Genomic DNA, 25,842 nt, shown 5'->3' with positions numbered 1-25,842 from the left:
GCGATATTCACTCTGCGCACCCGTAAGACCACCAGGACCATGCGTCATCGGCTGCTCGATGTCGTCACCGAGCTCTCGGCCGGGCTTGGCATGGCTCCGAAGGTGACCTTCACGGGTCAGATCGATGGGTTCATCAAGGGTGAGCTCGCAGATGATGTCGTCGCGGTCCTGCGTGAGACGGTCACCAACGTGACCCGCCATGCCCAGGCGACTGCGGTCTCGATCGAGGTCCAGGCAGACTCCGCCGGAGTCACGGTCACGGTCGGTGACGACGGGGTCGGCCTGGCTGCCGGTGACAAGACCGCGAGCGGCACGGCGAACCTGCGGGCCAGGGCGCGTGCTCGGGGTGGTGCCTTTGGGCTGACCCCGGGGGAGAACGGCGGGGTGCGGGCGCGCTGGCACGTCCCGGTCCATGGTCAGGACGTCCCATGATCAGGGTCTTCCTCGTCGATGATCATGAGATCGTCCGACGCGGCATTGCGCGGCTCGTCGACGTCGAACCAGAGCTGGAGGTCGTGGGGGAGTCGGCGACGGTGCGCGGGACGCTCGACCGGGTTCAGGTCACGCATCCTGATGTGGTCGTGCTGGATCTGCACCTGCCCGACGGGACCGGGATCGATCTGTGTCGCAGCATCCGTTCTGCGCACCCGGCGATCCGCTGCCTGATCCTGACCGCCGATGATGACGAGAGCGCCCGCGTCGCCGCAGTCATCGCCGGCGCCTCGGGACATGTGCTCAAGAGCATCCGCGGGGGACGTCTGGTCGAGGCAATCCTGCGGATCGCCCGGGGTGAGAGTCTGATCCCCGAGAATCTGGCGGAGCGAGTGCACAGAGACCTCTCTGCCCAGGCGCTCCACGCCCGGCGGCCGCGCGTGAGCCTCACCCTGCGCGAGCAGCAGGTGCTGAAGCTGATCACTGAGGGACTGACGAACCGGCAGATCGGGCAGCGGCTGGGTCTCGCGGAGAAGACCGTGAAGAACTACGTCTCCGGGCTGCTGGCCAAGCTCGGCATGGAGCGCAGGACTCAGGTAGCCGCCTACGGCGCCGCCACCCAAGACAGTGATATCCACAGCTGACGCACCTGTCTGGCGCCCACCCGACGCCTCTGGTAGGACCTATGGCCCTACATGGGCCCGACCCTGATGCGAGAGGCTGGACCCAGCTCGCAGGACTGCGGGCGGGGAGAAGGGAATCCACCTGTGATCATCGCGACAAGAACCCGATCAGACAACAAGATCCACTCTCTGGTTCTCGCCGAACTCGAGTGGACGCCGGAGATCGACGCCTCAGAGGTCGAGGTCGAGGTCGAAGCCGGAGTCGTCACCTTGTCGGGTGAAGTGGGGGACTATTTCGAATACCTCGCCGCCTCGCGTGCCATGCGACGCGTGCACGGCATCGCTGGGGTTCTGAATCGGCTGACCGTGCTTCCTCGCTCGGCGAGATGGGTCACCGACACGGACATCGGCCGCGTCGCGGAACGTGTCCTGACCTGGTCCGCGAACATCCCAGGGACGGTGCGGTCGCGGGTCGAGGGCGGGTGCGTGACGCTCACCGGGCAGGTCGACTGGCACTTTCAGCGGGAAGCGGCCGAGCGGGCGGTGGAGAACATCCGGGGAGTGCACACGGTGCGCAACGAGGTCACGCTGATCCCCCGCCCCGTCTCCGAGGAAGCCGCCGAACGGATCAGGAGTGCCCTGTTCCGCGATCCCCAGGTCGACGCCGGCCGCATCAGCGTCTCAGTCGTGGGCAACACTGCGGTCCTCACCGGATACGTGAAGTCGCTGATGGAGAAGACCCAGGCAGGTGAGGCTGCCTGGTCCTCACCTGACGTCACCACGCTCGACAATCGCCTCGACGTGCGCCCCTACTGAGGCGCACGCACTGATCGAAGCACACTTCCGGTCCCGTGATGCGCTGGGCCCAGCTCGACGTTGCTTCGAAGTCCACCCGACCTGAATCACCCGTCCCACGAGAGGAAGGGACCATGACAGATCATGTTTCTCGCTTCGATTCGCTGGCAGGGTTGGTGAGTCTTCGCCACAACTTGTTCGACGAAGGGATGCGCGGAACGCCGAGCACCGACGTCTACACCAGGGATGAGAAGGAACTGGTCGTGGAGGCGCATCTGTCGAATTTCGCGGACACCGACATCACCGTCAGCGTCGACGATCGAACGCTCGTGATCCAGGCGGAGCGGCGCGAACGCGAGGAGGACAAGGGCAAGCGGTACCTGCTCCGCGAGAGCACCAGCAGCTTTCGGCGCAGCGTCGATCTACCGGAGCAGGCGAAGGACCGGCAGATCAGGGCGGTCTTCGACCACGGGGTTCTGACGGTGTCCGTTCCGCTGGAGGAATCGACCACGCTCAAGTGGATACCGATCGACAACGGACACTCGAACAACTGACTCCGGCAAGACCGGAGTCTGCAAAGACTAAGGGGGCGTGATGTTCGACTGGCTCTATTTCTGGAACCTCATCTGGTCCTTCTTCACGCTGCTCTCGCTCGTCTTCGTTCCGGTCTTCATCGTGATGATCTACTTCGTCACGCGGACACCCAGGGCTCGGGCACCTGGAGCTCGTCCTGGGGCCTCGTCGAGGTTTGCCCGCTCGGACGGTGCGGTGCCCGGGCCCGTGGGTGAGAGTCACACGAAGAAGGCCGCGTGAGCTCCGGATCGTCCCCCAGGGCCACCCGGCCCTCGCCGAATGGTGCGCACGGGTGTCATCCGCGGCTGGAGATCCAGGCGCTGACCTCGCGGGCCTGCAGATCCACGAACTTGCGCATATAGGGCTCGGCGGCCGCCTTGATCTTCTTGCCGATGATCGGAATGTTGACGTTGACGTCGCCCCGGACCGTGGAGAGCGTCTCGGTGGCCCCGCGCACGTGCAGGTTCTGCGCGGACTGCGCCGAGACCGGAGCCGAGGCGATCTTCACCGCGGTGTCCGCGCGGCGTGACCCGGCCCCGTCGGGTGCGCCCCAGGAATGGGTGACGTGCACGGTGACCTCACCCTTGATGACCTTCTTGGCGATCTCCGGGAGCTTGTCCGCGGGCATGGACTGCTCGGTGACGATCTCGAAGGGACCGTCCAGCGGGCCGAGGACCTCGAAGCTCAGCAGCTTCGCGCCGACCTTCTTGGACAGGTGCTCATTGAATTCTCGGTCCGCGTAGGCCTCGATGATGTCCTGCGCGCTGTGCGGAATCATGAGCTCTGTTTCAAGTGCCACTGATGGTCTCCTCGTTGACGTCTTGGTGAAGGCATTCTGCGACGGCGGTCACGGAACCTACCCATTGTAAAGTTGTCCCAGTGACCATCATGACTCTTCTCCTGCTCCTCGGCGGTTTCGTCCTGCTCGTCGGCGGCGGCGAGGCCCTGGTCCGAGGCGCCGCCTCCCTGGGTCGCACGGTGGGCCTGTCCTCGCTGATCATCGGACTCACCGTGGTGTCCTTCGCGACCTCAGCCCCGGAGCTGGCCGTCAGCACCGGCGCCGCGCTGAGCGGCTCACCCGGCCTGGCGGTGGGCAATGTGGTGGGCAGCAACATCGCCAACATCCTCTTCGTCATGGGCCTCACCGCGATCTTCGGCGCGCTGTTCGTGAAGATCCAGCTGATCAAGGCCGACATCCCGATCATGATCGGACTCTCGGTGCTCGCCCTGCTGATGGCGCTTGACGGCGGCTACAGCCTCCTCGACGGCATCGTGCTGCTGGGTCTGCTGCTGGCCTACCTGGTGGTCACCCTCGTGATGGCCCGTCGGCAGACGCGCCGGGAAGCCCGTGAGGAGGCGGAACGGCTCGATGTGGACACGGTTCTCGCCGGCGGCTCGGTGCGACTGACCAAGGGTCTGCGCACCTCGAAGCTGCGAGCCGTGCTGATCGACGTGCTCCTGGTGCTCGGCGGGGTGGCGCTGCTGGTCGTCGGTGCTCAGATGCTGGTCACCGCGTCCACCACCATTGCGATGGTGCTCGGGGTCAGTGATCTGATCATCGGTCTGACCATCGTGGCCATCGGCACCTCGCTGCCGGAACTCGCCACCAGCATCATCGCCGCCCTGCGCGGCGAGCGGGACATGGCGGTGGGCAACCTGGTGGGCAGCAACATCTTCAACATTGGCGCGGTCCTCGGGATCACCGCGATCATCGCCCCGGACGGCGTCGAGGTCGCCTCGGCCGCCGTCAACTTCGACCTGCCGGTGATGATCGCGGTCGCCCTGGTCCTGCTCCCGCTGGCGTTCACCGCCCAAGCAATCGGACGCTGGGAGGGACTGGTGCTGGTGGCGCTCTACAGCGCCTATGTCGTCTATCTGGTGCTCTACGCGGCTGGGCATTCAGCGCTGCAGCCCTTCAGCTCGGCGATGCTATGGTTCGTGCTGCCGATCACCGCGCTCTGGATCGCGGCTCTGGTCGGATACGAGGTCGGGGTGCTGCGCACCCGCCGGGCGGCCCGGGCCGGGGCGTCATAGCCGGATCAGCGAGTATCCTGTGTGAGGCCCGAAACTCACGATTCTCCCACCGCGCCGAAACACCACCGCGGATCTCCGGCATCGATCTGTATGCGAAACGAGGCGTCACTCTCCCATGGCTCTGTCAGGTCTGCGCACAGCGCTCACGGCGAACCCCTCCTATCGGCGCGTCGCCTCGGCCGCCGCCCATCCCGCGGGGGAACGCACCGACGAGCTGCAGATCTCCTCGACCACCGGACTTCGACCTGCGCTGATCGCCGAGATCGCGACCCAGCTGCGCGGCACGAGCCCCACCGGCACGCTGCTGGCGGTGACCGCCACCGACCGCGAGGCCGACGAGCTGGCCACCTCGCTCGCCGCATACGCCCCGGAGGCCGCGGTGGCGCACTTCCCCTCCTGGGAGACCCTGCCGCATGAGCGGCTCTCTCCACGCTCGGACACTGTGGGACGTCGGCTCGGGGTGCTGCGCCGACTCGCCCACCCGGACGAGGCCGGAGGCGTGCTCGACGTCGTCGTCGCTCCGGTCCGGGCCGTGGTGCAGCCGCTGGTCGCCGGGCTGGGGGATCTCGCACCGGTGCGGCTGAAGGTCGGCGAGTTCGCCGACTTCGACCAGACCGTCGCGCAGCTCGCCGATGCCGCCTATTCCCGGGTGGACATGGTCACCCGGCGCGGCGAGTTCGCCGTGCGCGGCGGCATCCTCGACATCTTCCCGCCCACCGAGCCGCACCCGGTGCGCATCGAGTTCTTCGGCGACGAGGTTGAGCAGATGCGCTGGTTCGCCGTGTCCGATCAGCGTTCGCTCGACACCGAGTCCACCGAACACCCGGAGGTGCTCGACGCCGCGCCCTGCCGCGAGCTGCTGATCACCGACGCCGTGATGGCCCGCGCCAAGGAGCTGATCATTCAGATGCCGCACGCGGCGGATCTGCTCACCAAGCTCGCCGAGGGCATCGCCGCCGAGGGCATGGAGTCCCTGGCCCCGGTCCTGGTGCCCGAGATGGTGCCCTTCGTGGACCAGCTGCCCGCCGGCTCGCTCACCGTGGTGATCGAGCCGGAGAAGACCCGTGGGCGCGCCCACGACCTGGCCGCCACCAACGAGGAGTTCCTCGCCGCCGCCTGGTCCGCCGCCCCAGACGGCGCGGCCGCACCGCTGGACATCAGCGGAGCGCAGATCGGCAGCGAACAGCAGGGCCTGTCCGCAGGCGGCTTCGCCAGCCTCGCCGAGACCCGCGAAGCCTCCATCGCCCACGGCGCCGGCTGGTGGTCGATGACCTCCCTGGGCCTCGATGAGGAGCTGGAGCAGGACGCCGACATCGTCTCGATCGCCTCCCGTGAGCCGATCGGCTACCGCGGCAGCGTCGAAGACGTGATGACCTTCCTCGCCGAGCGCGCCAAGGCGAACTGGTCCGTGGTGGTCACCACCGCCGCCTCCGGCTCCGCCCAGCGGGTCCATGAGCTGCTCACCGAACACGACGTTCCCTGCGTCCGGGTGGACACCCTCGAGGAGACCCCTGCCCCGGGCAAGATCACGATCTCCACCGCCAACGTCTCTGAGGGCTTCGCAGTGGACCCGCTGCAGCTGGCGCTGCTGACCGAGTCCGAGATGCTCGGCCGCGCCATCCGGCAGGACTCCGGCTCCGCACGGAAGGTGCCGGCCCGGCGTCGTCGCCATGTGGTGGACCCGCTGGCGCTGAAGCCGGGGGACTATGTGGTCCACGAGCAGCACGGCATCGGCCAGTTCGTGGAGCTGATCCAGCGCAAGGTCGGCTCCCCGCAGGCCATCAAGGCCGGCACCGCGGGCATCCGGGAGTACCTGGTCCTGGAGTACGCCGCCTCCAAGCGCGGCGGCGCGAAGGACCGGCTGATGGTCCCCACCGACCAGCTGGATCAGGTCTCCCAGTACGTGGGCGGCGAGGCGCCGTCGCTGTCGAAGATGGGCGGCAGTGACTGGTCCCAGACCAAGCGCAAGGCCAAGAAGGCGGTCAAGGAGATCGCCGGGGAGCTGATCAGGCTCTATGCGGCACGCATGGCTTCGCGCGGGTTCTCCTTCGGCCCCGACACTCCCTGGCAGGGGGAGCTCGAGGACGCCTTCCCCTACGCCGAGACCCCGGACCAGCTCACCGCCACCGATGAGGTCAAGGCGGACATGCAGCGCGAGATTCCGATGGACCGACTGATCTCCGGAGACGTCGGCTACGGCAAGACCGAGATCGCCATCCGCGCCGCCTTCAAGGCCGTGCAGGACGGCAAGCAGGTCGCCGTGCTGGTGCCCACCACGCTGCTGGTCTCCCAGCACTATGAGACCTTCACCGAGCGCTACGCCGGGTTCCCGGTGCGGGTGGCGCCGCTCTCACGGTTCCAGACCGCCAAGGAGTCCAAGGAGACGATGGCCGGTCTGCGCGAGGGCAGTGTGGACATCGTCATCGGGACCCACCGGCTGCTGTCCAAGGAGGTCGACTTCCACGACCTGGGCCTGGTGATCATCGATGAGGAGCAGCGCTTCGGCGTCGAGCACAAGGAACAGCTCAAGAAGATGCGCACCAATGTGGACGTGCTCGCCATGTCCGCCACCCCTATCCCGCGCACCCTGGAGATGTCCATGGCCGGGATCCGGGAGACCTCCACGCTGGCCACACCGCCGGAGGAGCGGCACCCGGTGCTCACCTACGTGGGCCCCTACACCGATAAGCAGGTCTCCGCCGCGATCCGCCGCGAGCTGATGCGCGAGGGACAGGTGTTCTTCGTGCACAACCGGGTCTCCTCGATCGACGCGACCGCCGCCCGGATCCGGGAGCTGGTCCCCGAGGCGCGGGTGGAGGTCGCCCACGGGCAGATGAGCGAGACCCGGCTCGAGCAGATCATCCAGGACTTCTGGGAGAAGCGCTTCGACGTGCTGGTCTCCACCACGATCATCGAGACCGGGCTGGACATCTCCAACGCCAACACCCTGATCGTGGATCGGGCCTCGACCTACGGGCTCTCCCAGCTGCACCAGCTGCGCGGACGCGTGGGACGTTCCCGGGAGCGCGCCTACGCCTACTTCCTCTACCCGGCCGAGAAGCCGCTGGGCGAGGTCGCCCTGGAGCGGCTGCGCGCGGTGGCGGCGAACAACGAGCTCGGCGCCGGCCTGCAGCTGGCCATGAAGGATCTGGAGATCCGCGGCGCCGGCAACATGCTCGGCGGGGAGCAGTCCGGGCACATCGCAGGGGTCGGCTTCGACCTGTACCTGCGCCTGGTCGGCGAGGCTGTGGCCGATTACCGCGGGGACACCGAGGAGACCTTCACCGAGGTCAAGATCGAGCTGCCGATCAACGCCCACCTCCCGCATGACTACGTCCCGGGGGAGCGGCTGCGCCTGGAGGGCTACCGCAAGCTCGCCGCCGCGGACACCCAGGAGAAGATCGCCGAGGTCATCACCGAATGGCAGGACCGCTACGGGGACCTGCCCGACCCGGTGACCAACATCGTGGAGGTGGCCCGGTTCCGCAACCGCGCCCGGGCAGCGGGGATCCACGACGTCGGCACCCAGGGTCAGTTCATCAGGTTCGGCCCGGTGACCGAGCTGGCGGAGTCCAAGGCGATGCGCCTGGAACGGATGTACCCGGGCAGCCAGCACAAGGTCACCATGAAGCAGGTGCTGATCCCGAAGCCGAAGACCCGCGGCGTCACCGGGGTGGAGCTCACCGATTCAGAGCTGCTGGCCTGGCTCAATCAGGTGTTCGAGGCGATCTTCCCGCCGGTCTGATCCGCCGCCGGTCGGCGCAGCGCGGAACGGGGCAGCCCGTTCAGCGGCAGCGACAGCGGGCTGCGGTTCACGAGCATGCCCAGGCCCCAGCACAGAAGCAGGGCCGCCAGGGTGCGCAGCGGCGGGTTCTCCAGCGCGAAGAGGCGCAGCAACAGGTACAGGATGATCGCGTGGGCGAAGACCACGAAGGTCGCGGTCTGCACCAGTTCCGAGATGACGACGCCGAGGATCCGCCCGCGCCGCGGCTGGGTCAGCACGGTCGAATCGTCACCGTCCGCAGAGCTCGTGCTGGTCCGTTGCGGGCGCGGCCCGCCGAGCAGCGCGTTGACGGCGCTGGAGAAGACCAGCACCAGGCCGATGCTGATCAGCACCGAGACGGCCGGCGAGAGCAGGAACGTCCCGAAGCCTGAGTACTTGATGTTCATCGTCCGGACGCCAGCGGCCACGGCGCCGAAGCCGACACTCAAGCAGAGCAGCCCGAGCCACGGCCTGGCCGGCAGGCTCAGTCCGCGCGGGGAGCGCATGAAGCGGCCGAACCAGTGCCCGGCCAGCATGAACGCCATGCAGGCCGGTGCCAGACCGATCCCCAAGGGGGTATAGCCCATGACAGATCCTGGGATCTGCGCCACCGCGAGGCCGCCGACCGCCACCGCGACGCCGACCCACCAGGGCTGGCTGAGCACCGCGCGCAGCAGCAGCGCGGCGAAGAAGAGCACGGAGATGAACCAGAAGACCAGGAAGGGCATGTTCGTCATGGCGCCGCCGAAGAGCGCCTGGGGAACGGTCATCGGGTCGAACGGCCACGGGGTGGGGACCATCGCCAGCACCGCGACGCTGAGCAGCACGAACCAGACCAGATAGGGCAGGGCCAGGCTGCGGCTGCGGGCGAGGAACTCCTCACGCACGGTCCGCGAGGTGGAGAAGAAGAACCCGGCCAGGAAGAAGAACAGCGGCATCCGCCAGATCTGCAGGTACTCCGCCCCCGGCATCCCGGCCCAGGCGTGGCCGAGGACCACGGCGGCCACCGAGATGACCCGCAGCAGGTCGATGCCGAGATTCCGGGCGCGCACAGGTCGCGGCGCCGGAGCGGTCATGTCAGCTGAAGGTCGAAGCGAGGTCAGCGGACGTGTGGCTCCGCCGCCGACTCTCGCGAAGAGCTGGCGCGGGAGGCCATGGCGTCGAGCGGCTCACCGTGCTCACCGTGGAGGTCCTGCTGCTCCAGGGAGTCCGAGCGGCCGATGACCTCCTTGGCGACGAGGAACGAGCCGCAGTACAGGACGATGAAGATCATCCCGGGCAGCCAGACCTGATCCAGATCCCAGAAGTACAATGCGACGATCGAGCCGACGAGCATGAAGAAGACGAAGAGGAACGCGACGAAGTTCCCTACAAAATTGCCCTGGCCCGAATAGGCCTTGACCTTACCGTTGCTGATCATGTGCTCCCCTTAGGATGCGGTGCGGTCTGCTGGACGCCCATCTCAGTAGCTCCCGGCAGCACCCGATGTGCTGGAATCTCTAGGCTCCACGATATCAAGAGAGGAGCTCGCTCCGATGCGTGTGGCGCCGGCGGACACCATCGCGACGGCGTCGTCATAGCTGCGCACTCCGCCGGAGGCCTTGATGCCCAGCCGGCCACCGACCAGGGAGTGCATCAGGGTGATGTCGGCGAGGGTGGCTCCGCCGCCGGCGAACCCGGTGGAGGTCTTCACGAAGTCAGCCCCGGCCGCTTCCGCGGCCCGGCATACCAGCTCCTTCGCTGACTCGCCGAGCAGCACCGTCTCCAGGATCACCTTGAGGATCGCGCCGCCTGCGTGGGCGGCGTCGGCCAGCGCACGGATCTGCGCCTCGACGTAGCTGTGGTCACCGGCATTCGCGGCGGCGATGTCCACCACCATGTCCACCTCCTGGGCGCCGAGCTGAACCGCCTCCACGGTCTCCGCCAGCTTCGACGCGGTGGTCGAGGCTCCCAGCGGGAAGCCGACCACGGTGCAGGTCTTGACCTCGGTGCCGGTGAGCTCCGCGGCGACCAGCGGCACCCAGCGCGGGTTGATGCAGACCGCGGCGAAGGAATGGGTGCGCGCCTCGGTGACGATCCGCCGGATGGTGGCCTCATCGGTGTCAGGCTTCAGGGCGGTGTGATCGATCAGCGGTGCCATCTCGGCGGGGGTGGGGGTATGTGACATGGGCGTGCTCCTGGAGGGTCAGTGGGAGGGGCAGGTGGGGCTGGACGGCGGGCTGGTCAGCCCAGCAGGGACTCCATCGAGGTGCGCAGCTGTTCCAGGCGCTTGGCCGCCTGGGCGCGGGCCGCGCCGATGGCCTCGGGGTCGGCGTTGATTCCGGGGGTGTCCGCCACGGCTTCGAGGTAGCACTTGACCTTCGGCTCGGTGCCGGAGGGCCGGACGATCACCCGGTCCCCAGCCTCGGTGAGGTAGATCAGAGCATCGGTCTTGGTCGCCTCGCTCAGCTCCGTGCCGGGCAGCGGATCCCGGGTCAGGTCCAGGGACTCGACCACGGGGGAGCCGGCGATCTCCACTGGAGCCTGTGCGCGCAGCGCCGCGGTGACCTTGCCCAGCTCGGAGAGGTCGTTGACCCGGATGGTGACCTGGCCGGTGACGAAGACTCCGGCCTCGGCGGCGATCTCGTCCAGGGCGGCGATCAGGCTGGTGCCGCGGGCCTTCAGCGAAGCGGTCATCTCCGCGAAGATCAGCGCGGCAGAGACGCCGTCCTTGTCCTTGACGTGTTCGGGGTCCACGTTGAAGCCGATGGCCTCCTCGTAGCCGAAGCTCATGTGCTGGACCCGGGCCAGCCATTTGAACCCGGTCAGCGTCGCGGCATGTTCGACGCCGCGGACCTCGCACAGCCGCGCGAGCAGCCGGGAGGAGACGATCGAGTTCGCCAGCACCGGGGCGCTGCCGTCGGCCTGGGGGCGCAGCGGTCCGCGTTCGAGCAGGTGGCGGCCCAGCAGGGCCCCGATCTCATCACCGGAGAGCTGGCGCCAGGCGCCGGCCGACACGTCATAGACCGCCGCGGAGAGCCGATCAGCGTCGGGGTCATTGGCCAGCACCAGGTCTGCCTGCTCGGCCTCGGCGGCCTTCAGTGCGAGGTCCAGGGCGCCGGGCTCCTCAGGATTGGGGAAGTCGGCCGTGGGGAAGTCGGGATCCGGTTCGAACTGCTCGGCCACCGGGGTCACGGTGAACCCGCCGGCACGCAGCAGCGAGGTGACCATCTCCCCGCCGACGCCGTGCATCGCGGTGTAGACCACGTGCAGGTCGCGCTGCGGGTAGGTCTCCGGATCCAGCAGCTCCAGGGCCTCGCGCTCGTAGCTGCTGCGGGCCTCATCGGTGACGGGGTGCGGCTCAGCGTCGCCGGCGGAGGCGCCGGCGCCGTCAGCGGCCCCAGCGCCGACCTCCGCGGCGGGTGCGGGTGTGTCCGCCAGTTCGGCGATCCTTGCCGCGATGTCCTGATCCACCGGTGGCACGATCTGCGCACCGACCCCATGGCCGTGGGGTTCCAGGAAGCGGGAGAGCTCCCCGCCGAGGTAGACCTTGTACCCGTTGTCCTGGGGCGGATTGTGGCTCGCGGTGACCATCACACCGATCTCGGCGTCGAGCACCAGCACCTGGCGGGCCAGCAGCGGGGTGGGTCCCGGGCGGGTGAAGAGGTGGACCTCCCAGCCGGCGGCGGAGAAGATCTCGGCGGTGTCGGCGGCGAACTCGTCGGACTGGTGGCGGGCGTCGTAGCCGATCACGATCTTGCGCGCCCCGCTGCGCATCAGGTCCTGCGGGTTGTCCGCCTGCTGCTGGGCCTTGGCCAGCTGCTCCTCGGCGTAGCTGAGCATCCCCGCCGCCGTCTGGCGGACCACCAGGCGGTTCATCCGCAGCGGTCCCGGACCCAGCTCCGCGCGCAGCCCGGCGGTGCCGAAGGCGAGCCGACCGGCGAAGAGCCGTTGAAGCTCTGCGGTCGCCGAGGCGTCCGAGTCCTCGGCGCGCTGCAGCAGCTGCTGCAGCCTGGACCGGGTGCCGGCGTCCGGGTCCTGGTCGATCCAGCGGCGAACGGCAAAGATCAGCTTCTCGGTCATGGCGGTCTGCTCCCTCATCTCGGTCGGGGTATCGGGTCTGGGTCGGTCGGTCATCGGTGCAGGACAGAAGTGGAGAGCGACGGGCTCGGCGCGTGAGGCTCGTCAGAGGTCACGCTGATCAGGGCGCCAGGATGCGCCCGATGACCTCTGCCAGCAGGGCGGATATCCGCGGGGCGGCCTGGCGTCCGGCGTCGAGGACCTCGCTGTGGCTCAGCGGCTCCGGGGAGATGCCGGCGGCCTGGTTGGTGACCAGGGAGATGCCGAAGACCTCCATGCCGGCGGCGCGGGCGGCGATCGCCTCCAGCGCGGTGGACATCCCCACCAGATCGGCGCCCAGTGTTCCGGCCATCCTGACCTCGGCGGGAGTCTCGTAGTGCGGGCCGGGGAACTGCGCGTAGACACCCTCGGGCAGATCGGGATCGACTTCCCGAGCCGCTGCACGCAGCCGGCTGGAATAGAGGTCGGTCATGTCCACGAAGTGCGCGCCGCGCAGGGAGGAGGTGCCGGTGAGGTTGAGGTGATCGGAGATCAGCACCGGGGTGCCGGGCTTCCACTGCGGGTTCAGCCCGCCGCACCCGTTGGTCAGCACCATGGTCGCCGCACCCGCAGCGGCGGCGGTGCGCACCCCGTGGGCGACGGCGTCGACTCCGCGGCCCTCGTAGTAATGGGTGCGCGCGCCGATCACGAGCACATGCGCGCCCGAGGGGGTGCGCAGGACCTTCAGCGTGCCGCTGTGGCCGGAGACGCCCGAGGCATGGAAGCCGGGAACCTGTTCGGCGTCGACCTCCGCGATGAGCTCTCCAAGCCTGGCGGCGGCCTCACCCCATCCTGAGCCCAGGGTGCAGGCCAGGTCGATCGAGTCGACGCCGGCCTGGTGCAGCAGCTCTCGCGCGGCCTCTTCGGCGCGCAGGTTCGCCGGGGCGGTCGGGTCATTGGTGGAGGTCAGCTCCGCAGGCGCGCCGAGTGGGTCGCCGAGCGGGGCGCTGGTGGGGGCACTGTGCTGGGTCTGGACTCTGTCGTGGCTCACATGGGTCAATCTACAGTCTGGGTGAGACACAGCGGCAGGCTGACGCGACGGATCTGGCTCCACCGACGCGCCGCAGCGGCTCTCGAATCGCCGCGAGCTGACGGACCGGTCAGGTCGAGTCTTCGAGCTTGCGATGTCACATCCCTGTGTGGCGTATGACATTGCTGTCTCAACTGGGCAGAATGGGGCGGTGACTCCAACTAATATGCAACGACGCTTCGCCCCTGACCGCATCGCCATCCTCGGCGGAGGCCCGGGAGGCTATGAAGCCGCTATGGTCGCCGCCGACGCCGGCGCGGAGGTCACCATCATCGAGGAGAAGGGCCTCGGCGGCTCCGCGGTGCTCACCGACGTGGTTCCGTCCAAGACGCTGATCGCCACCGCCGACGCGATGCGCCGGGTCAACATCTCCACCGCCTTCGGCGTGCGCTTCGGTGAACATGCCAGCGGCACCGAGGGTGCGGCCGGCGACGAGGCCAAAGAGGCAGAGGCCTGGGCCGACTTCTCCAAGGTCAACGAGCGCCTGCTCAAGCTCGCGCACAGCCAGTCCCGCGACATCCACGCCACTCTGGAGTCCTATGGGGTGAGGGTGATCATCGGGCGCGGCAAGCTCGTGCCGCCGCACAGCATCGAGGTCACCTCTGGGGAACATGTCGGTGACGTGGTCGTCGCCGACGCGATCATCGTGGCGACCGGAGCTCACCCGCGCGAACTCGGCTCCGCAAAGCCGGACGGCGAACGGATCCTCAACTGGACCCAGGCCTACAACCTCACCGAGGTCCCGGAACACATGATCGTCGTCGGCTCCGGCGTCACCGGCGCCGAGTTCGCCTCGGCCTACCGTCGGCTCGGCGCCGAGGTCACGCTGGTCTCCTCCCGCGACCAGGTCCTGCCCGGGGAGGACGCCGACGCCGCCACGGTGCTGGAGAACTCCTTCAAACGCGTCGGAGTCCACGTCGCGTCACGGACCCGCGCCGAGTCCGTGGAGCGCACCGAGGACGGGGTCGATGTCCGGCTCACCAACGGTGAGGTGCTGCACGGCTCGCACTGCCTGATGGCGGTGGGCGGGATCCCGAACACCGCCGACCTCGGGCTCGAGGAGGCCGGGGTCGAGATCTCCGAATCCGGCCACGTCCAGGTGGACACCGTCTCGCGCACCACGGCCAACAACATCTACGCCGCAGGGGACTGCACCGGGGTGATGCCGCTGGCCTCCGTCGCGGCGATGCAGGGCCGTGTGGCCGTGGCCCATATGCAGGGCGAGAGCGTGAAGCCGCTGAAGCTCCACCAGGTCGCCTCAAACGTGTTCACCTCCCCGGAGATCGCCACGGTCGGGGTCACCCAGGAACAGGTCGACTCCGGAAAGTACCAGGCCGACGTGATCAAGCTCGACCTGGCCACCAACGCCCGGGCCAAGATGATGAACATCCGTGAAGGCTTCGTGAAGATCTTCTCGCGCAAGGGCTCCGGCACCGTGATCGGTGCCGTCGTCGTCGCCCCGCGCGCCTCCGAGCTGATCTTCCCGCTCGCGCTGGCCGTGACGCACAAGCTGCACGTCGACGACGTCGCCACCACCTTCACCGTCTACCCCTCGCTGACCGGCTCGATCTCCGAAGCCGCCCGCCGACTCCACCTTCACGTCACCGACCCGGAGGACTGACCCGCATGAGCAGCCCCACGCCCCCCGAACCGGTGAAGCCGGGAAACGCGACGCCGCGCACCCCGACCGCGGTGGATGCCTTCGCCGAGGACTACTTCGAGCGGCTGCTCGCCCTGGACCCGGAGGAGGCCACGGTGCTGGGCCGCCCCGGCGTGGAGACCGAGTACGCCGACTACTCCCCGGCCGGACGCGAAGAAGTCGCGCAGCTGCAGCGCGAGACGCTGACCCGGCTGGCCGGGCTGACGCCAGCGGACCGCATCGACGAGGTGACCCTGCATGCGATGGCCGAGCGGATCGGGCTTGACGTCGCGCTGCACGATTCCGGGCGGACCGAGCTGAACAACCTGGCATCGGCACCGCAGGGAGTGCGGATGGTCCTGGAGCTGATGCCCGCGCAGACCGAGCAGGACTTCCTCCACATCGCCGGGCGGCTGCACAACCTGCCTGCCGCGCTCGAAGGCTACTGGGCCTCGCTCCAAGCCTCCGCCGAGCGAGGCCAGGTCCCCGCCGTACGCCAGGTCCAGGCGGTGGCGCAGCAGTGCCGCAGCTACGCCCGCGACGACGGCGCGCTCGCCGGCTACCTGCACAGCGGCCAGCAGGCCCAGGTCAGCGCGACCACGCAGGACGCCCTGGCCGCCGGCACCGCCGCCGCGCAGCAGGCCTACCGGCTGCTGGCGCGGCGCCTCGAGGAGGAGCTGCTGCCCCAGGCTCCGGCGGCCGACGCGGTGGGGATCGAGACGTACCGGCTGGCCAGCCGGTACTTCACCGGCACCGCGCTGGACCTCCAGGAGACCTACCGGTGGGGCCTGGAGGAGCTCGCCCGGCTCGTCGCCGCTCAGGAGGAGGTCGCCCAGCAGATCAGCCCCGGCGCCTCCGTGGAGGACGCCAAGGCGATCCTTGACGCGGATCCCACCCGGCAGCTCTCCGGGACGGCTGCGCTGCAGGAATGGATGCAGCGGCTCTCGGACGAGGCGATGGCGGCCCTGAAGGACGTGCACTTCGACATTCCGTCTCCCATGGACGCCCTGGAATGCATGATCGCGCCGACCCAGGACGGCGGGGTCTATTACACCGGACCCAGTGACGACTTCTCCCGGCCGGGCCGGATGTGGTGGTCGGTGCCTGAAGCGGACGAGCGCTTCACCACCTGGGCGGAGACCACCACCGTCTACCACGAGGGGGTCCCGGGGCATCATCTGCAGATCGCCACCGCCACCCTGGTGAAGGACCGGCTGAACTCGTGGCGGCGCCACGGCAGCTTCGTCTCCGGCTTCGCCGAGGGGTGGGCGCTCTACGCAGAGCAGCTCATGGCCGAACTGGGATTCCTCGCAGACCCCGGAGACCTGATGGGGATGTATGACATGCAGCGGATGCGCGCGGCCCGCGTGGTCTTCGACATCGGGGTTCACTGCGGCTTCGACGCCCCAGCAGAATGGGGCGGGAAGCCCTGGACCCCTGAGCAGGGCAAGGAGTTTCTGCGCGCCCACCTTCCGATCTCGCCGGCGCAGCTGGACTTCGAGTTCACCCGCTATCTCGGCTGGCCCGGTCAGGCGCCGTCGTACAAGGTCGGACAGCGTGTCTTCGAGCAGATCCGCGCCGAGCGTGAGGCGGTCGCCCGGGCAGCCGAGGAGCCATTCGACCTGCGTGCCTTCCACACCGAGCTGCTGGGACTCGGCATGATCGGGCTGGACACGATGCGATTCGCGATGCGGCCATGAGACTGCGCCCCGGCCGGAACCGTGACTGGCCGGTGAGCCCTGCGGTGCAGACCTCCGCCGGGCGGGTGGAGCTGCGCCCCCTGCGGCCCGAGGACGAGCATCGCTTCATGGCGCTGCGCGTGCTCAACAGCGAGTGGCTGCAGCCCTGGGACGCCACCACCCCCGAGAATCCCGATCCCCGCGATTCCGCCGCCAGCTTCCGGCAGATGGCTCGCCACCTGACCCGCAGCGCCCGGACCGGCACGCACCTGCCCTGGCTGATCTGGTTCACCGCCGACGGCGGAGCGCCCCGGCTGGTCGGTCAGCTGACGGTGGGCCCGATCATCGCCGGCTCCGCGCAGACCACCTCCCTGGGCTACTGGCTCGACGAGGGACATGCCGGGCGGGGGATCACCCCGATGGCCGTGGCGCTCGCGGTCGACCACCTCTTCTTCGAACGCGGACTGCACCGGGTGGAGATCGCCGTTCGTCCGGAGAACGCAGCGAGTCTGCGGGTGGTGGAGAAGCTGGGATTCCGGGAGGAAGGAATGCGCCTGCGGTTCCTGCACATCCACGGGGCCTGGCGCGACCACAGGTGCTTCGCGCTGACCCGGGAAGAGATCGGCGACGGTCTTGTGGCGCGTTGCCGCGGATCACAATCCGGTGTCGGATAGGCTCACCCTGTACTTCATGAAGGGCAAGGGGGCCAGAGATGCTGGGCATGGAACACACCGAGAGCGGTTTCCTCTCCGCTGTGCAGGGCCTGCCCATCCCCTCCTCCGCGCTCATCGCCCTGATCGCCGTGCTCTTCCTGGGCGCCCTGGTCCTGCGCGGACGGCGCCAGGCCAGCAGCTTCACCGAGGCCGCGCCCACGGTTCAGGACGGCCCGACGATCACTCGGGAAACCTCCCTGCGGACGCTGCCGGCCTCCACCGAGCCGATGACCAGCACCACCGCCCACCCCGACACCCACCGAGGGGCGACAATGTCTTCCACCACTGAGTCCTCAGCCACCGCGTCTTCCACCACCGAGTCTTCCACCACCGAGTCTTCACGCTCGGCCTCCGGGTTCCAGCTGCACTGGGGTCGCACCCTGGTGGCGCTGCTCGGAGTGCTCGCTCTGCTCACCGCCGTCATTACCGGGATCCTCGCGCCGCTCACCGCGGTGCCCGCAGCGCTGCCGCTCAGCGCCGCTGGCGTGTTCCTGCTCGCACTGGTGGCCATGAGGACCATGGCGGTGCTGCGCCGACGCAGCCGGCGTCGAGCGCGCGTGCAGTCCGCCATCGAAGAAGCGATGAATCCGCTGCAGTCCAGCCCCTGGGTGAATCCGGCCGACGCCGGGCTCTTCGACGCGCTGAGCGCCGACGACCGTGGCGCCGGGGGCCCGAACTCCTTGCAGCAGATCGACGAGGACGGACTTCCCGTGGGACTGGAACGCACCTTCGGGGCTGAGGTGCAGACCGCGGGCCCGGTCCTGGGCGATGCCGCTGAGCCGGTCGGCCCCTGGCAGCCGCGTCCCGTGCCGCGACCGAAATACCTGGACCTGGACAAGGCCGAGCGGATCGAGCCGGAGGCGCTCGCGGTGCAGACCCCCGTGCCGCGCAGCGACGTCAAGCTCACCCAGCGCCGCTTCCTGGACACGTCGGCCCCCGCTGAGCAGACCCCGGCGGCCCAGCAGAGCTCCACAGAGCAGAACCCCCCGGTGGACCAGATCAAGGCCCCGAAGCATGATTCGATGAACCTCGACGAAGTACTCAAGCGCCGGCGCGCCTGATGTCGCGAGGCATGACCCCAGCAGAGCTGGAGGCCAGGCAGCTGGCATTCATGGAGTCCTTCGACGCGCACCCGCCGATCGCGGAGGCGATTCAGCACACCGGCGTCTACGCCACCAGCGTGCACCTGGAATCGTTGCAGCACCGCCCGGGAGCGGGGGTGACCGGGGTCTACCGGGTGGCGACCGGACGCCCCGTGATGCCGCGCGGCGGACCTGCGGGGGCCTATACCGAGACCTCTGACCACGTGGACGAGCTCTATGTGGGCATGACCACCGAGCCGGTGCCCGCCGACGCTGACGGTGTCGTCCAGTCACACAGCCCCTATGGCCGGCTCTCGATCTGGCAGCACCCGCTGGACCCCTCGCTGCCAGGGCTGCGCATCGCGACCGACCCAGACTCGGTCCGCAATGTCTGGGGGGCAGGCCGGGACCTGGTCAGCTTGGAGACCATCAGCTATCGGCCGCTGCGTCGGGCCGTGATCGCCGCGGAGTTCGACGACGGCACCCGGCTGTTCCTGAAGGTCCTGCGTGAGCGTCGCGCCCATCATCTGCACACCCGGCACCAGCTGCTGCTCGACGCCGGGATCCCCGCCGCCGTGCCGGTGCGTGAGCCGGTGCTCGACGTCGTCGCCCTGCAGGAAGGCTCGGGGGAGTCCCTGGCAGAGTATTTCCTCGCCGACGGCGCCGCCGCCGCCGCGCCGGAGCAGTTCATCGATCTGCTCGAGAAGCTGCCCGCGGAGGTCATGACGCTTCCGGCACGAGAGGCCTGGACCGATCGGCTCTCGGCATACGCCTCGGCGGCCTCCTCGGCTCTGCCCGAGGCGGAGGACCGGATCCGCGCACTGGTGGAACACATCAGCGCTGCGCTCCCGCTGACCGATCGTGGCCCGGTGGTGCCCACCCACGGTGACTTCTATGAGGCCAATCTGCTGATGCGCGGCGGAGAGGTCTCGGCGCTGTTGGACGTGGATTCTCTGGGGCCGGGTCACCGGGTGGATGATCTCGCCTGTTTCCTGGGCCACCTTGCGGTGCTGCCCGCCGTGGACCCGCGCTATGTCCACGTCCCTGCCGCGTTCGAGCGCTTCGCTTCCGGATTCGCCGCCACCGTCGATGCGCAGGGGCTGCGGGTGCGCACCGCCTCCGTGGCGCTGTCCCTGGTGGCCGGTGCGCGCGACACCCGTCGGCGGCAGTGGCAGGCGCAGGCCGAGCATCGGCTCAGCTGTGCGGAGGCCGTGGTCGGTCTGCGCCCCGCGGGCCCGGCGCTGCCGGAGTGGCCGAGGCTCTAGAACTGAACGATCACGCCGTCGGCCAGCAGATCTGGGTGTGCCACTTCTCAGGATCAGGCTCGGCCCCTGGATCCGTGAGGTAGCTCTCCCACATCACGTCGCCGGGCGTGACGTCGGCGTCGACGAAGTAGCGTTCCAGCTCGGAGTACGTGCGCTCCAACGTGTCGTATGACCCGATGTGGATCGCTTCGACCACACGGCCACCGGGGAGACTGCCCGGAGCGACGGGTCCGTCCGGTGTGATGGGCGAGTCGACGGGAAATCCTGCCTCGACATCCACCGTGTCTCCCGGGCGACCGTGATATCTGCCGAACGGGGCACCCGTGGGGCTGACGCCCTGGGCTTGCAGCACTCGCATCGTCTCTTCAAACGCCCGAGAGAAGAAGTCGGTCAGTCCCGTCATCGGCACCCGCTCCCTGATGCCGGCGGTGTGCTTCTCGGAGAGCTGGGTGAGTCTGATGTCTGTCATAGGGTGATGCTCGTCGGGGAGACGCGCCACGGGTAGAGCCGAAAGTCCCTGCCGAGGATCCGACGGCCGAGCAGATCAGCTGCGCATCCTGCGCTTCAACCGGGTGAGCTTGCGGCGCAGGTCCGCCGCGGCCTCGGCCTTGCCCTGCCGCATCAGCGCCTCGATCTGACCCTCCAGGGCATCGGCCATCAGCGCAGGGCTGGCCTCGCGCTCGTCGGTGGACATCCGGAAGATCGTCTCGGCCTCATCGGCCCGCCCCATCTCCAGCAGCACCTTGGCCGCGAAGACCTCTGCGTCCCCGGCCGCATCCTCGTCTCCGGCCTCGGCGAACAGGTCAGCGGCTTCCAAGCCGGCGGCCACCGCCTTGGTTCCTTCACCCAGCGCCGTCCATCCGCGTGCCAGTGAATCGGTGATGTCCGCGCGCTGCCAGGTGGTCCCGTGTTCTCTCGCCAGAGCCAGCGCGCGATCCAGATGATCGATTCCAGTCTGGTCCTCGGCGCGGGTGAGCAGGTGCCCCAGAGAGTGGAGCGCCTGCAGCAGCACCAGCGGGTCCAGGTCCTCGCTGTGCTCGACCAGCTCGAGTCCACGTTCGTAGTGGCCGCGGGCCACCTCGAGGCGGTCCAGGGAGGCGGCCAGCGCCCCCGCGGCAAGATGGGCGCGCGCTGCCTCATCGGTCTCCTGGACCTCGCTGAAGAGCGCTGCGGCCTCGTTCCAATGCGACATCGCCTCCAGCGGCCGCTTCAGATGGGTCACCGCGTGGCCGAGCCCCATCAGCGCCCGGGCCCGGGTGGACCGGTCCTCCGCGGAGCCGCCCAGCCGCACGGAGAGGGCATCGAGCACCTTCTCCGCCTCGGGATAGTCGTCCAGTTCCAGGAGCTGCTGGCCCAGCGCCAGGCTCAGCAGTCGCGATTCACGGAACTCTCCGAGCTCGGCCTGCTGCACCGCGACCCGCCAGGCCAGGACCGAAGCCTCGCCGTCGTCTTCTTCTCCGGTGAGCCCAGCCAGCAGCGCGGCAGCTGAGGCGGCGCCCTTGCGCACCCTGGCCGCGGCGTAGAGCTCCACGGAGCGCAGCGCTGACTCGATGGCTTCGAGATTGCGGTCTTCGTGATGGTGGATCGTGGCCTGCAGCATCGCCATGGCGCCGTGCACTGCACGATTCGCCGGCGCGGCGAGGACCAGCCCAGCTGTGGTGAGCGCCTCGGCGATCTCACCGGAGAGCAGCAGGGTGTGCGCCAGGAACATTCTGGCGCCGGCCAGCGCCTCGGGCCGGTCGAGAGCGGTGAGGATCGCACAGGCCTCCTGCACCAGCGGCAGGGTGGGTTCGGGTCCTTCGTCCTGGAGCCTGCGCACGGCCAGGGAGGAGAGCACATCAGCGAGCTCCACGGTGACATTCCCGGACGCCTGGTCCTCCGCGCGCAGATCTTCGGCGACCCGGGACAGGATCTCACCCTCCACCCGGTCAGGTTCGCGCAGCAACATCGCGCCGAGGTCGTCTTCGACCCGGGCCTGCCGGAAGCGGCCCAGCTCGCGCAGCAGGCTCAGCCGCTGGGCGATGAAGGGAGCTGAAGCGGCGGAGTCCCCGCGCATCTCATGGACCCCGGCCAGGATGCGCAGCAGCATCAGCCGGTTCTCGGGATCCTCGCCGCCGGGAGAGCGCAGTCCGGCCTCAGCGGCCTCAGCGGCCGTGCGGAACCGCTCACCGTAGGCACCCTCGTATGCAAGGTCGAGCCAGCCCGCGGCGTCGTCGGCGGGCACAGTCGTCCCACCGGCGGCCTCGAGGAGTGCCGTCAGACGCGGAATCAGCGGACTCGTCATCTGCACCAGAGTAACGCCGATCGAGTGCCGTCGTAGAATGGCGCTCATGACTTCTTCCCCTCCGGCGCCTCGGCGTGTCCGCCGCGTCACGGGGTTCACCGCGATCACCGCCGCTGGGGTCATGGCTCTGACGAGCTGTTCGTCGCCGCCCCCCACGGAGGAGCCCACCGGCCGCGCCGCCGAGGGGGCCTGGACCATCGCAGTCGGGGATCACCCGCTGGATCAGACCATCGCCAATGTCTACGCTCTGGCGCTGAACTCCCGGGACACTCCCGCCGTGGTGGAGACCTCCGATCGCCGCCCCGCTGATGTGGTCGCCGAAGGTGAGACCGATCTGGTCCTCGGGCGATCCCTGACCTTAGCCCGGCAGCTCGATCCCGAGGCGTTCGCCGAGCTGGAGCAGCCGAGCTCGGCCGAGCTGCTCGGCGTGATCGAAGACAGCCTCGATGATCAGGCCCAGCTGCTGGACCCGATCGCTGCGGTGCTCGGCAGCTCCCTGGTGATCACCTCGATCACCGCCGAGCTCAATGACATCGCCACCGAGGGGGAGGTGGATGATCCCGCCTTCGCCGATGCCTGTGACGAGCTGCGCATCGGGGTGCGTCCGGACCTGCCCGCCCCGGAGCCTCTTCTGGCCGAGGTCTATGACTGCGATCCCGCCGAGATCGTCGTCGCGGGGGAGAACGAACTGCTCAACGCGGTGATCACCGCCGAGCTCGACGCCGCGATCGTCACGACCTCGCACCCCGACATCCAGGAGCAGGGGCTCATCGCGCTCACCGATGCTGAGCGCGCCTTCCCGCAGGAGCAGTACGTTCCGGTGGTCTCCGCGGAGATCGCCGAGGAGGTCCCCGGGGTGGCGGTGGAGCTGGCTCAGGCGTTGAACGAGGACGCCCTGGTCACGCTGCGCCGACTCATCGACGGGGATCAGGGGCTGACCCCGCAGGAGGCCGCGGAGTACTGGTTGGTCCAGGAGGGCTTCGTCGCGGAGCCCGAGGACTGGGGCTGACGAGGCTCGTAGCTGAGGGCAGACCGCTGGGTTCGCGCAGCTGTGCGCAACTCGCCGAACGGGTCGAGGCTTGTAACGTCCCGACGCGGACCGTGTCATAGGGCACAATCTGTTCATGGAGGAATTCGAGGACTTCACTCAGGCCCAGAAGCTCCGCAACGTGCGGTACGACGTGCGCGGACCCATCGCAGTGGAAGCCGCGCGACTAGAGCGCGCGGGCCACCGGATCACCAAGCTGAACATCGGCAATATGGCGCCCTTCGGCTTTGACGCGCCGGACTCGATCCTGGTGGACATGATCAAGAACCTTCCCAGCTCCCAGGGCTACTCCGAGTCCCAGGGCATCTACTCGGCCCGCACCGCGGTGGCCCAGTACTACCAGTCCCGCGGCATGCGCGATGCCGAGGTGTCGGACGTGATCCTGGGCAACGGGGTCTCCGAGCTGATCACGATGGTGCTGCAGGCGCTGCTCAACCCCGGCGACGAGGTCCTCATCCCAGCGCCGGACTACCCGCTGTGGACCGCGATCACCACCTTGTGCAGCGGACGCGCCGTCCACTACGTCTGCGACGAGGAGAACCACTGGTGGCCGGACCCGGAAGAGGTCGAGTCCAAGGTCACCGACCGGACCAAGGCCCTGGTGCTGATCAACCCGAACAATCCGACCGGGGCGGTCTACCCGCGCGAGATCCTCGAAGCCATGGTGGACATCGCCCGGCGGCACAATCTCCTGCTGCTCTCCGATGAGATCTACGAGAAGATCACCTTCGACGACGCGGAGATGATCAACGCCTGCACCCTGGCCGACGATGTCTTCACGATCACCTTCTCCGGGCTGTCCAAGACCTGGCGCGTGGCAGGATTCCGCTCGGGCTGGCTCTACATGTCGGGACCCAAGCACCGGGCCAAGAACTACATCGAGGGCCTGAACCTGATGTCGAACCTGCGCATGTGCCCCAACGTCCCGGCCCAGCACGCGATCCAGACCGCGCTCGGCGGCTACCAGTCCGTGGAGGAGTTCATCCGTCCCGGCGGCAGGCTCTACGAGCAGCGCAATGTCGCGCACAAGCTGCTCGCAGAGATCGAAGGCGTCGACGTCCACCAGGCCGACGGCGCGCTCTACCTCTTCCCGCGGCTGGACCCCGAGATCTATCCGATCCAGAACGATGAGACCTTCGTGATGGAGCTGCTGCGCCAGCAGAAGATCCTGGTCTCCCACGGTCGGGCGTTCAACTGGATCGATGACAACCACTTCAGGCTGGTGTCGCTGCCTCCGGTGGAGGAGCTGGAAGAGGCCATCGCCGGGATTGCGGACTTCCTGGCCTCCTACCGAGACGCGTTCGCCCGCACCTGAGCGGCCCGCCGCGAAGAATCGAGCAGGTGACGAGCTGAGCCGGTGACACGCTCAGCATGTGAAACAGGGGGGCTCTTTCGCCCCGGAAGGTGCAGGATAGGACAGTGCGCAACTCCAGGATGCAGGAATTCGAAGACTTCACCCAGTCGCCCAAGCTTCAGGACGTCCGGTACGACGTGCGCGGACCCATCGCGCAGGAGGCCGCCCGGCTGGAGCGCGAAGGGCATGCGATCACCCGGCTGAACATCGGCAACCCCGCGCCCTTCGGCTTCGAGGCGCCGGACTCGATCCGGATGGCGATGATCAGCAACCTCCACGACGCGCAGGGCTACTCCGACTCCCAGGGCATCTACTCGGCCCGGATCGCGGTGGCGCAGTACTACCAGGCGCGCGGGATGACCGAGGCCGATCCCTCAGACATCTACCTGGGCAACGGGGTCTCCGAGCTGATCTCGATGGTGCTCCAGGCGCTGCTCGCCCCCGGTGACGAGGTGCTCATCCCAGCTCCGGACTACCCGCTGTGGACCGGCGCCACGACGCTGGCCGGCGGCCGGGCTGTGCACTACATCTGCGACGAGGACAACAGCTGGTGGCCGGACCCGGAGGAGATCGAGTCCAAGGTCACCGCCCGCACCAAGGCCCTGGTCATCATCAACCCGAACAACCCGACCGGAGCGGTCTACCCGCGCGAGATCCTCGAAGCCATGGTGGACATCGCCCGGCGGCACAACCTGATGCTGCTCTCGGACGAGATCTACGAGAACATCACCTTCGACGACGCCGAGATGATCAACGCCTGCACGCTCTCCGACGACGTCTTCACGATCACCTTCTCCGGACTCTCGAAGACCTGGCGGGTCGCGGGCTTCCGCTCGGGCTGGATCTATGTCTCCGGCCCGACCCACCGTGCGAAGAACTACATGGAGGGGCTGACCCTCCTGATGAACATGCGCATGTGCGCCAATGTGCCGGCACAGCACGCGATCCAGGCGGCTCTGGGCGGGCATCAGTCCATCAAGGACCTGATCGACCCGGGCGGGCGGCTCTTCGAGCAGCGCGAGACCGCGTTCCGGCTGCTGCGTGAGATCGAGGGGGTGCAGGTGCACCAGGCCGACGGCGCGCTGTACCTCTTCCCGCGGCTGGACCCGGAGATCTATCCGATCGAGAACGACGAGAAGTTCGTCATCGAGCTGCTGCGTCAGCAGAAGATCCTGGTCTCCCACGGACGCGCGTTCAACTGGATCGATGACAACCACTTCCGACTGGTGACCCTGCCCGGGGTCGAAGACCTCGAGCACGCCATCGCCGGGATCGCGGAGTTCCTCGCGGACTACCGCGACGCCGCCGTCCGGGCCTGAGCAGTCGCCTCGGGCCGGCCTCGTTGGACGGTGAGACGGTGAGACGGTGAGACGGTGAGACGGTGCCGGCGGAGGCCTGCGCCGGCTGGGCTGCGGTCCATGGTGACCGGC

At 68.5% G+C, this 25,842-nt stretch carries 23 protein-coding genes; 15 read left to right on the top strand and 8 right to left on the bottom strand.

Going from position 1 to position 25,842, the window contains the following annotated elements; genetic code table 11:
• From LSI54_RS11640 to LSI54_RS11620, 5 genes are all read left to right on the top strand, one after another.
• A partial coding sequence (locus tag LSI54_RS11640; protein ID WP_342357823.1) for an ATP-binding protein occupies positions 1–432 on the top strand: 432 nt, incomplete at its 5' end.
• Positions 429–1,076 carry a response regulator gene (locus tag LSI54_RS11635; protein ID WP_241471087.1) on the top strand — a complete coding sequence of 216 codons (648 nt, stop codon included), beginning with the start codon at positions 429–431 and terminating at the stop codon, positions 1,074–1,076. The genes LSI54_RS11640 and LSI54_RS11635, both read left to right, overlap by 4 nt.
• Before the next feature lie 123 nt (positions 1,077–1,199).
• Complete coding sequence (locus LSI54_RS11630; RefSeq protein ID WP_241471088.1) at positions 1,200–1,871, top strand: BON domain-containing protein; 672 nt, start codon at positions 1,200–1,202, stop codon at positions 1,869–1,871.
• Between the two features lie 113 nt (positions 1,872–1,984).
• Entirely contained in the window at positions 1,985–2,404 is a 420-nt protein-coding gene (locus tag LSI54_RS11625) for an Hsp20/alpha crystallin family protein (protein WP_241476611.1), read from the top strand.
• A gap of 40 nt (positions 2,405–2,444) precedes the next feature.
• Positions 2,445–2,663 (top strand): hypothetical protein, encoded by a 219-nt coding sequence (locus LSI54_RS11620; RefSeq protein WP_241466130.1) that lies wholly within the window; start codon positions 2,445–2,447, stop codon positions 2,661–2,663.
• 55 nt (positions 2,664–2,718) lie between these two features.
• Here LSI54_RS11620 and LSI54_RS11615 read toward each other — a convergent pair whose 3' ends face one another.
• Positions 2,719–3,222, bottom strand: coding sequence for a DUF2505 domain-containing protein (locus LSI54_RS11615; protein ID WP_241471090.1), 504 nt, complete (start codon positions 3,220–3,222; stop codon positions 2,719–2,721).
• Positions 3,223–3,311: 89 nt separating this feature from the next.
• On the opposite strand from LSI54_RS11615, the gene LSI54_RS11610 reads away from it, so the two are divergent.
• Together LSI54_RS11610 and mfd are read left to right on the top strand one after the other, a co-directional pair.
• A complete protein-coding gene (locus tag LSI54_RS11610; RefSeq protein ID WP_255728162.1) occupies positions 3,312–4,457 on the top strand; it encodes a calcium/sodium antiporter in 1,146 nt (381 codons plus the stop codon).
• 115 nt (positions 4,458–4,572) lie between these two features.
• Complete coding sequence (gene mfd / locus LSI54_RS11605) at positions 4,573–8,202, top strand: transcription-repair coupling factor (RefSeq protein WP_241478433.1); 3,630 nt, start codon at positions 4,573–4,575, stop codon at positions 8,200–8,202.
• Here the strand turns inward: mfd and LSI54_RS11600 are convergent.
• From LSI54_RS11600 to LSI54_RS11580, 5 genes are all read right to left on the bottom strand, one after another.
• A complete protein-coding gene (locus LSI54_RS11600) occupies positions 8,169–9,296 on the bottom strand; it encodes an acyltransferase family protein (protein ID WP_241466138.1) in 1,128 nt (375 codons plus the stop codon). The two genes, mfd and LSI54_RS11600, sit on opposite strands and share 34 nt — an antisense overlap.
• Before the next feature lie 23 nt (positions 9,297–9,319).
• Positions 9,320–9,640 (bottom strand): hypothetical protein, encoded by a 321-nt coding sequence (locus tag LSI54_RS11595; protein ID WP_241466139.1) that lies wholly within the window; start codon positions 9,638–9,640, stop codon positions 9,320–9,322.
• A 42-nt stretch (positions 9,641–9,682) separates the two neighbouring features.
• A complete protein-coding gene (deoC, locus tag LSI54_RS11590) occupies positions 9,683–10,387 on the bottom strand; it encodes a deoxyribose-phosphate aldolase (RefSeq protein WP_241466141.1) in 705 nt (234 codons plus the stop codon).
• Positions 10,388–10,443: 56 nt separating this feature from the next.
• The gene (locus LSI54_RS11585) at positions 10,444–12,282 is read right to left on the bottom strand and encodes a phospho-sugar mutase (protein WP_241478432.1); all 1,839 of its coding nucleotides are present in this window, start codon (positions 12,280–12,282) and stop codon (positions 10,444–10,446) included.
• 118 nt (positions 12,283–12,400) lie between these two features.
• Positions 12,401–13,228: a purine-nucleoside phosphorylase gene (locus LSI54_RS11580; protein WP_446740431.1), complete on the bottom strand. Its 828-nt coding sequence runs from the start codon at positions 13,226–13,228 to the stop codon at positions 12,401–12,403.
• A gap of 286 nt (positions 13,229–13,514) precedes the next feature.
• Between LSI54_RS11580 and LSI54_RS11575 the strand changes: the two genes are divergently transcribed.
• The 5 genes from LSI54_RS11575 to LSI54_RS11555 are packed head-to-tail and all read left to right on the top strand — an operon-like array spanning position 13,515 to position 19,726.
• Complete coding sequence (locus tag LSI54_RS11575) at positions 13,515–14,969, top strand: NAD(P)H-quinone dehydrogenase (protein WP_241478435.1); 1,455 nt, start codon at positions 13,515–13,517, stop codon at positions 14,967–14,969.
• A gap of 5 nt (positions 14,970–14,974) precedes the next feature.
• A complete protein-coding gene (locus LSI54_RS11570) occupies positions 14,975–16,687 on the top strand; it encodes a DUF885 domain-containing protein (protein ID WP_241478431.1) in 1,713 nt (570 codons plus the stop codon).
• Positions 16,684–17,340 (top strand): GNAT family N-acetyltransferase, encoded by a 657-nt coding sequence (locus LSI54_RS11565; RefSeq protein WP_241466146.1) that lies wholly within the window; start codon positions 16,684–16,686, stop codon positions 17,338–17,340. The genes LSI54_RS11570 and LSI54_RS11565 overlap by 4 nt, the downstream gene beginning before the upstream one ends.
• Positions 17,341–17,387: 47 nt before the next feature.
• Positions 17,388–18,440, top strand: a complete 1,053-nt coding sequence (locus tag LSI54_RS11560; RefSeq protein ID WP_241478436.1) for a hypothetical protein — start codon at positions 17,388–17,390, stop codon at positions 18,438–18,440.
• An 11-nt stretch (positions 18,441–18,451) separates the two neighbouring features.
• Entirely contained in the window at positions 18,452–19,726 is a 1,275-nt protein-coding gene (locus LSI54_RS11555) for a phosphotransferase (RefSeq protein WP_241466150.1), read from the top strand.
• A 10-nt stretch (positions 19,727–19,736) separates the two neighbouring features.
• Here the strand turns inward: LSI54_RS11555 and LSI54_RS11550 are convergent, their stop codons facing one another.
• Together LSI54_RS11550 and LSI54_RS11545 are read right to left on the bottom strand one after the other, a co-directional pair.
• On the bottom strand, positions 19,737–20,195 hold the full coding sequence (locus LSI54_RS11550) for a GyrI-like domain-containing protein (protein WP_241478430.1): 459 nt from the start codon (positions 20,193–20,195) through the stop codon (positions 19,737–19,739).
• A 75-nt stretch (positions 20,196–20,270) separates the two neighbouring features.
• Complete coding sequence (locus LSI54_RS11545) at positions 20,271–22,058, bottom strand: hypothetical protein (RefSeq protein ID WP_241478429.1); 1,788 nt, start codon at positions 22,056–22,058, stop codon at positions 20,271–20,273.
• On the opposite strand from LSI54_RS11545, the gene LSI54_RS11540 reads away from it, so the two are divergent.
• From LSI54_RS11540 to LSI54_RS11530, 3 genes are all read left to right on the top strand, one after another.
• The gene (locus tag LSI54_RS11540; RefSeq protein ID WP_241466156.1) at positions 22,057–23,019 is read left to right on the top strand and encodes a glycine betaine ABC transporter substrate-binding protein; all 963 of its coding nucleotides are present in this window, start codon (positions 22,057–22,059) and stop codon (positions 23,017–23,019) included. The two genes, LSI54_RS11545 and LSI54_RS11540, sit on opposite strands and share 2 nt — an antisense overlap.
• 115 nt (positions 23,020–23,134) lie before the next feature.
• On the top strand, positions 23,135–24,373 hold the full coding sequence (locus tag LSI54_RS11535; protein WP_241466158.1) for a pyridoxal phosphate-dependent aminotransferase: 1,239 nt from the start codon (positions 23,135–23,137) through the stop codon (positions 24,371–24,373).
• A gap of 119 nt (positions 24,374–24,492) precedes the next feature.
• Positions 24,493–25,731 carry a pyridoxal phosphate-dependent aminotransferase gene (locus LSI54_RS11530; RefSeq protein WP_241466297.1) on the top strand — a complete coding sequence of 413 codons (1,239 nt, stop codon included), beginning with the start codon at positions 24,493–24,495 and terminating at the stop codon, positions 25,729–25,731.
• Positions 25,732–25,842: the final 111 nt, after the last annotated feature.

The sequence above is a fragment of the Nesterenkonia sp. AY15 genome, assembly GCF_022565855.1.
Lineage (GTDB): Bacteria > Actinomycetota > Actinomycetes > Actinomycetales > Micrococcaceae > Nesterenkonia.
This window is presented reverse-complemented; position numbering and strand designations above follow the sequence as displayed.

Coding starts and splice junctions, on each gene's coding strand:
- LSI54_RS11530 (WP_241466297.1), top strand. CDS start 24,493: ATGCAGGAATTCGAAGACTTCACCCAGTCGCCCAAGCTTCAGGACGTC.
- LSI54_RS11625 (WP_241476611.1), top strand. CDS start 1,985: ATGACAGATCATGTTTCTCGCTTCGATTCGCTGGCAGGGTTGGTGAGT.
- LSI54_RS11535 (WP_241466158.1), top strand. CDS start 23,135: ATGGAGGAATTCGAGGACTTCACTCAGGCCCAGAAGCTCCGCAACGTG.
- LSI54_RS11565 (WP_241466146.1), top strand. CDS start 16,684: ATGAGACTGCGCCCCGGCCGGAACCGTGACTGGCCGGTGAGCCCTGCG.
- deoC (WP_241466141.1), bottom strand. CDS start 10,387: ATGTCACATACCCCCACCCCCGCCGAGATGGCACCGCTGATCGATCAC.
- LSI54_RS11575 (WP_241478435.1), top strand. CDS start 13,515: ATGCAACGACGCTTCGCCCCTGACCGCATCGCCATCCTCGGCGGAGGC.
- LSI54_RS11635 (WP_241471087.1), top strand. CDS start 429: ATGATCAGGGTCTTCCTCGTCGATGATCATGAGATCGTCCGACGCGGC.
- LSI54_RS11600 (WP_241466138.1), bottom strand. CDS start 9,296: ATGACCGCTCCGGCGCCGCGACCTGTGCGCGCCCGGAATCTCGGCATC.
- LSI54_RS11560 (WP_241478436.1), top strand. CDS start 17,388: ATGGAACACACCGAGAGCGGTTTCCTCTCCGCTGTGCAGGGCCTGCCC.
- LSI54_RS11585 (WP_241478432.1), bottom strand. CDS start 12,282: ATGACCGAGAAGCTGATCTTTGCCGTTCGCCGCTGGATCGACCAGGAC.
- LSI54_RS11550 (WP_241478430.1), bottom strand. CDS start 20,195: ATGACAGACATCAGACTCACCCAGCTCTCCGAGAAGCACACCGCCGGC.
- LSI54_RS11620 (WP_241466130.1), top strand. CDS start 2,445: ATGTTCGACTGGCTCTATTTCTGGAACCTCATCTGGTCCTTCTTCACG.
- LSI54_RS11570 (WP_241478431.1), top strand. CDS start 14,975: ATGAGCAGCCCCACGCCCCCCGAACCGGTGAAGCCGGGAAACGCGACG.
- LSI54_RS11555 (WP_241466150.1), top strand. CDS start 18,452: ATGACCCCAGCAGAGCTGGAGGCCAGGCAGCTGGCATTCATGGAGTCC.
- LSI54_RS11545 (WP_241478429.1), bottom strand. CDS start 22,058: ATGAGCGCCATTCTACGACGGCACTCGATCGGCGTTACTCTGGTGCAG.
- mfd (WP_241478433.1), top strand. CDS start 4,573: ATGGCTCTGTCAGGTCTGCGCACAGCGCTCACGGCGAACCCCTCCTAT.
- LSI54_RS11595 (WP_241466139.1), bottom strand. CDS start 9,640: ATGATCAGCAACGGTAAGGTCAAGGCCTATTCGGGCCAGGGCAATTTT.
- LSI54_RS11540 (WP_241466156.1), top strand. CDS start 22,057: ATGACTTCTTCCCCTCCGGCGCCTCGGCGTGTCCGCCGCGTCACGGGG.
- LSI54_RS11610 (WP_255728162.1), top strand. CDS start 3,312: ATGACTCTTCTCCTGCTCCTCGGCGGTTTCGTCCTGCTCGTCGGCGGC.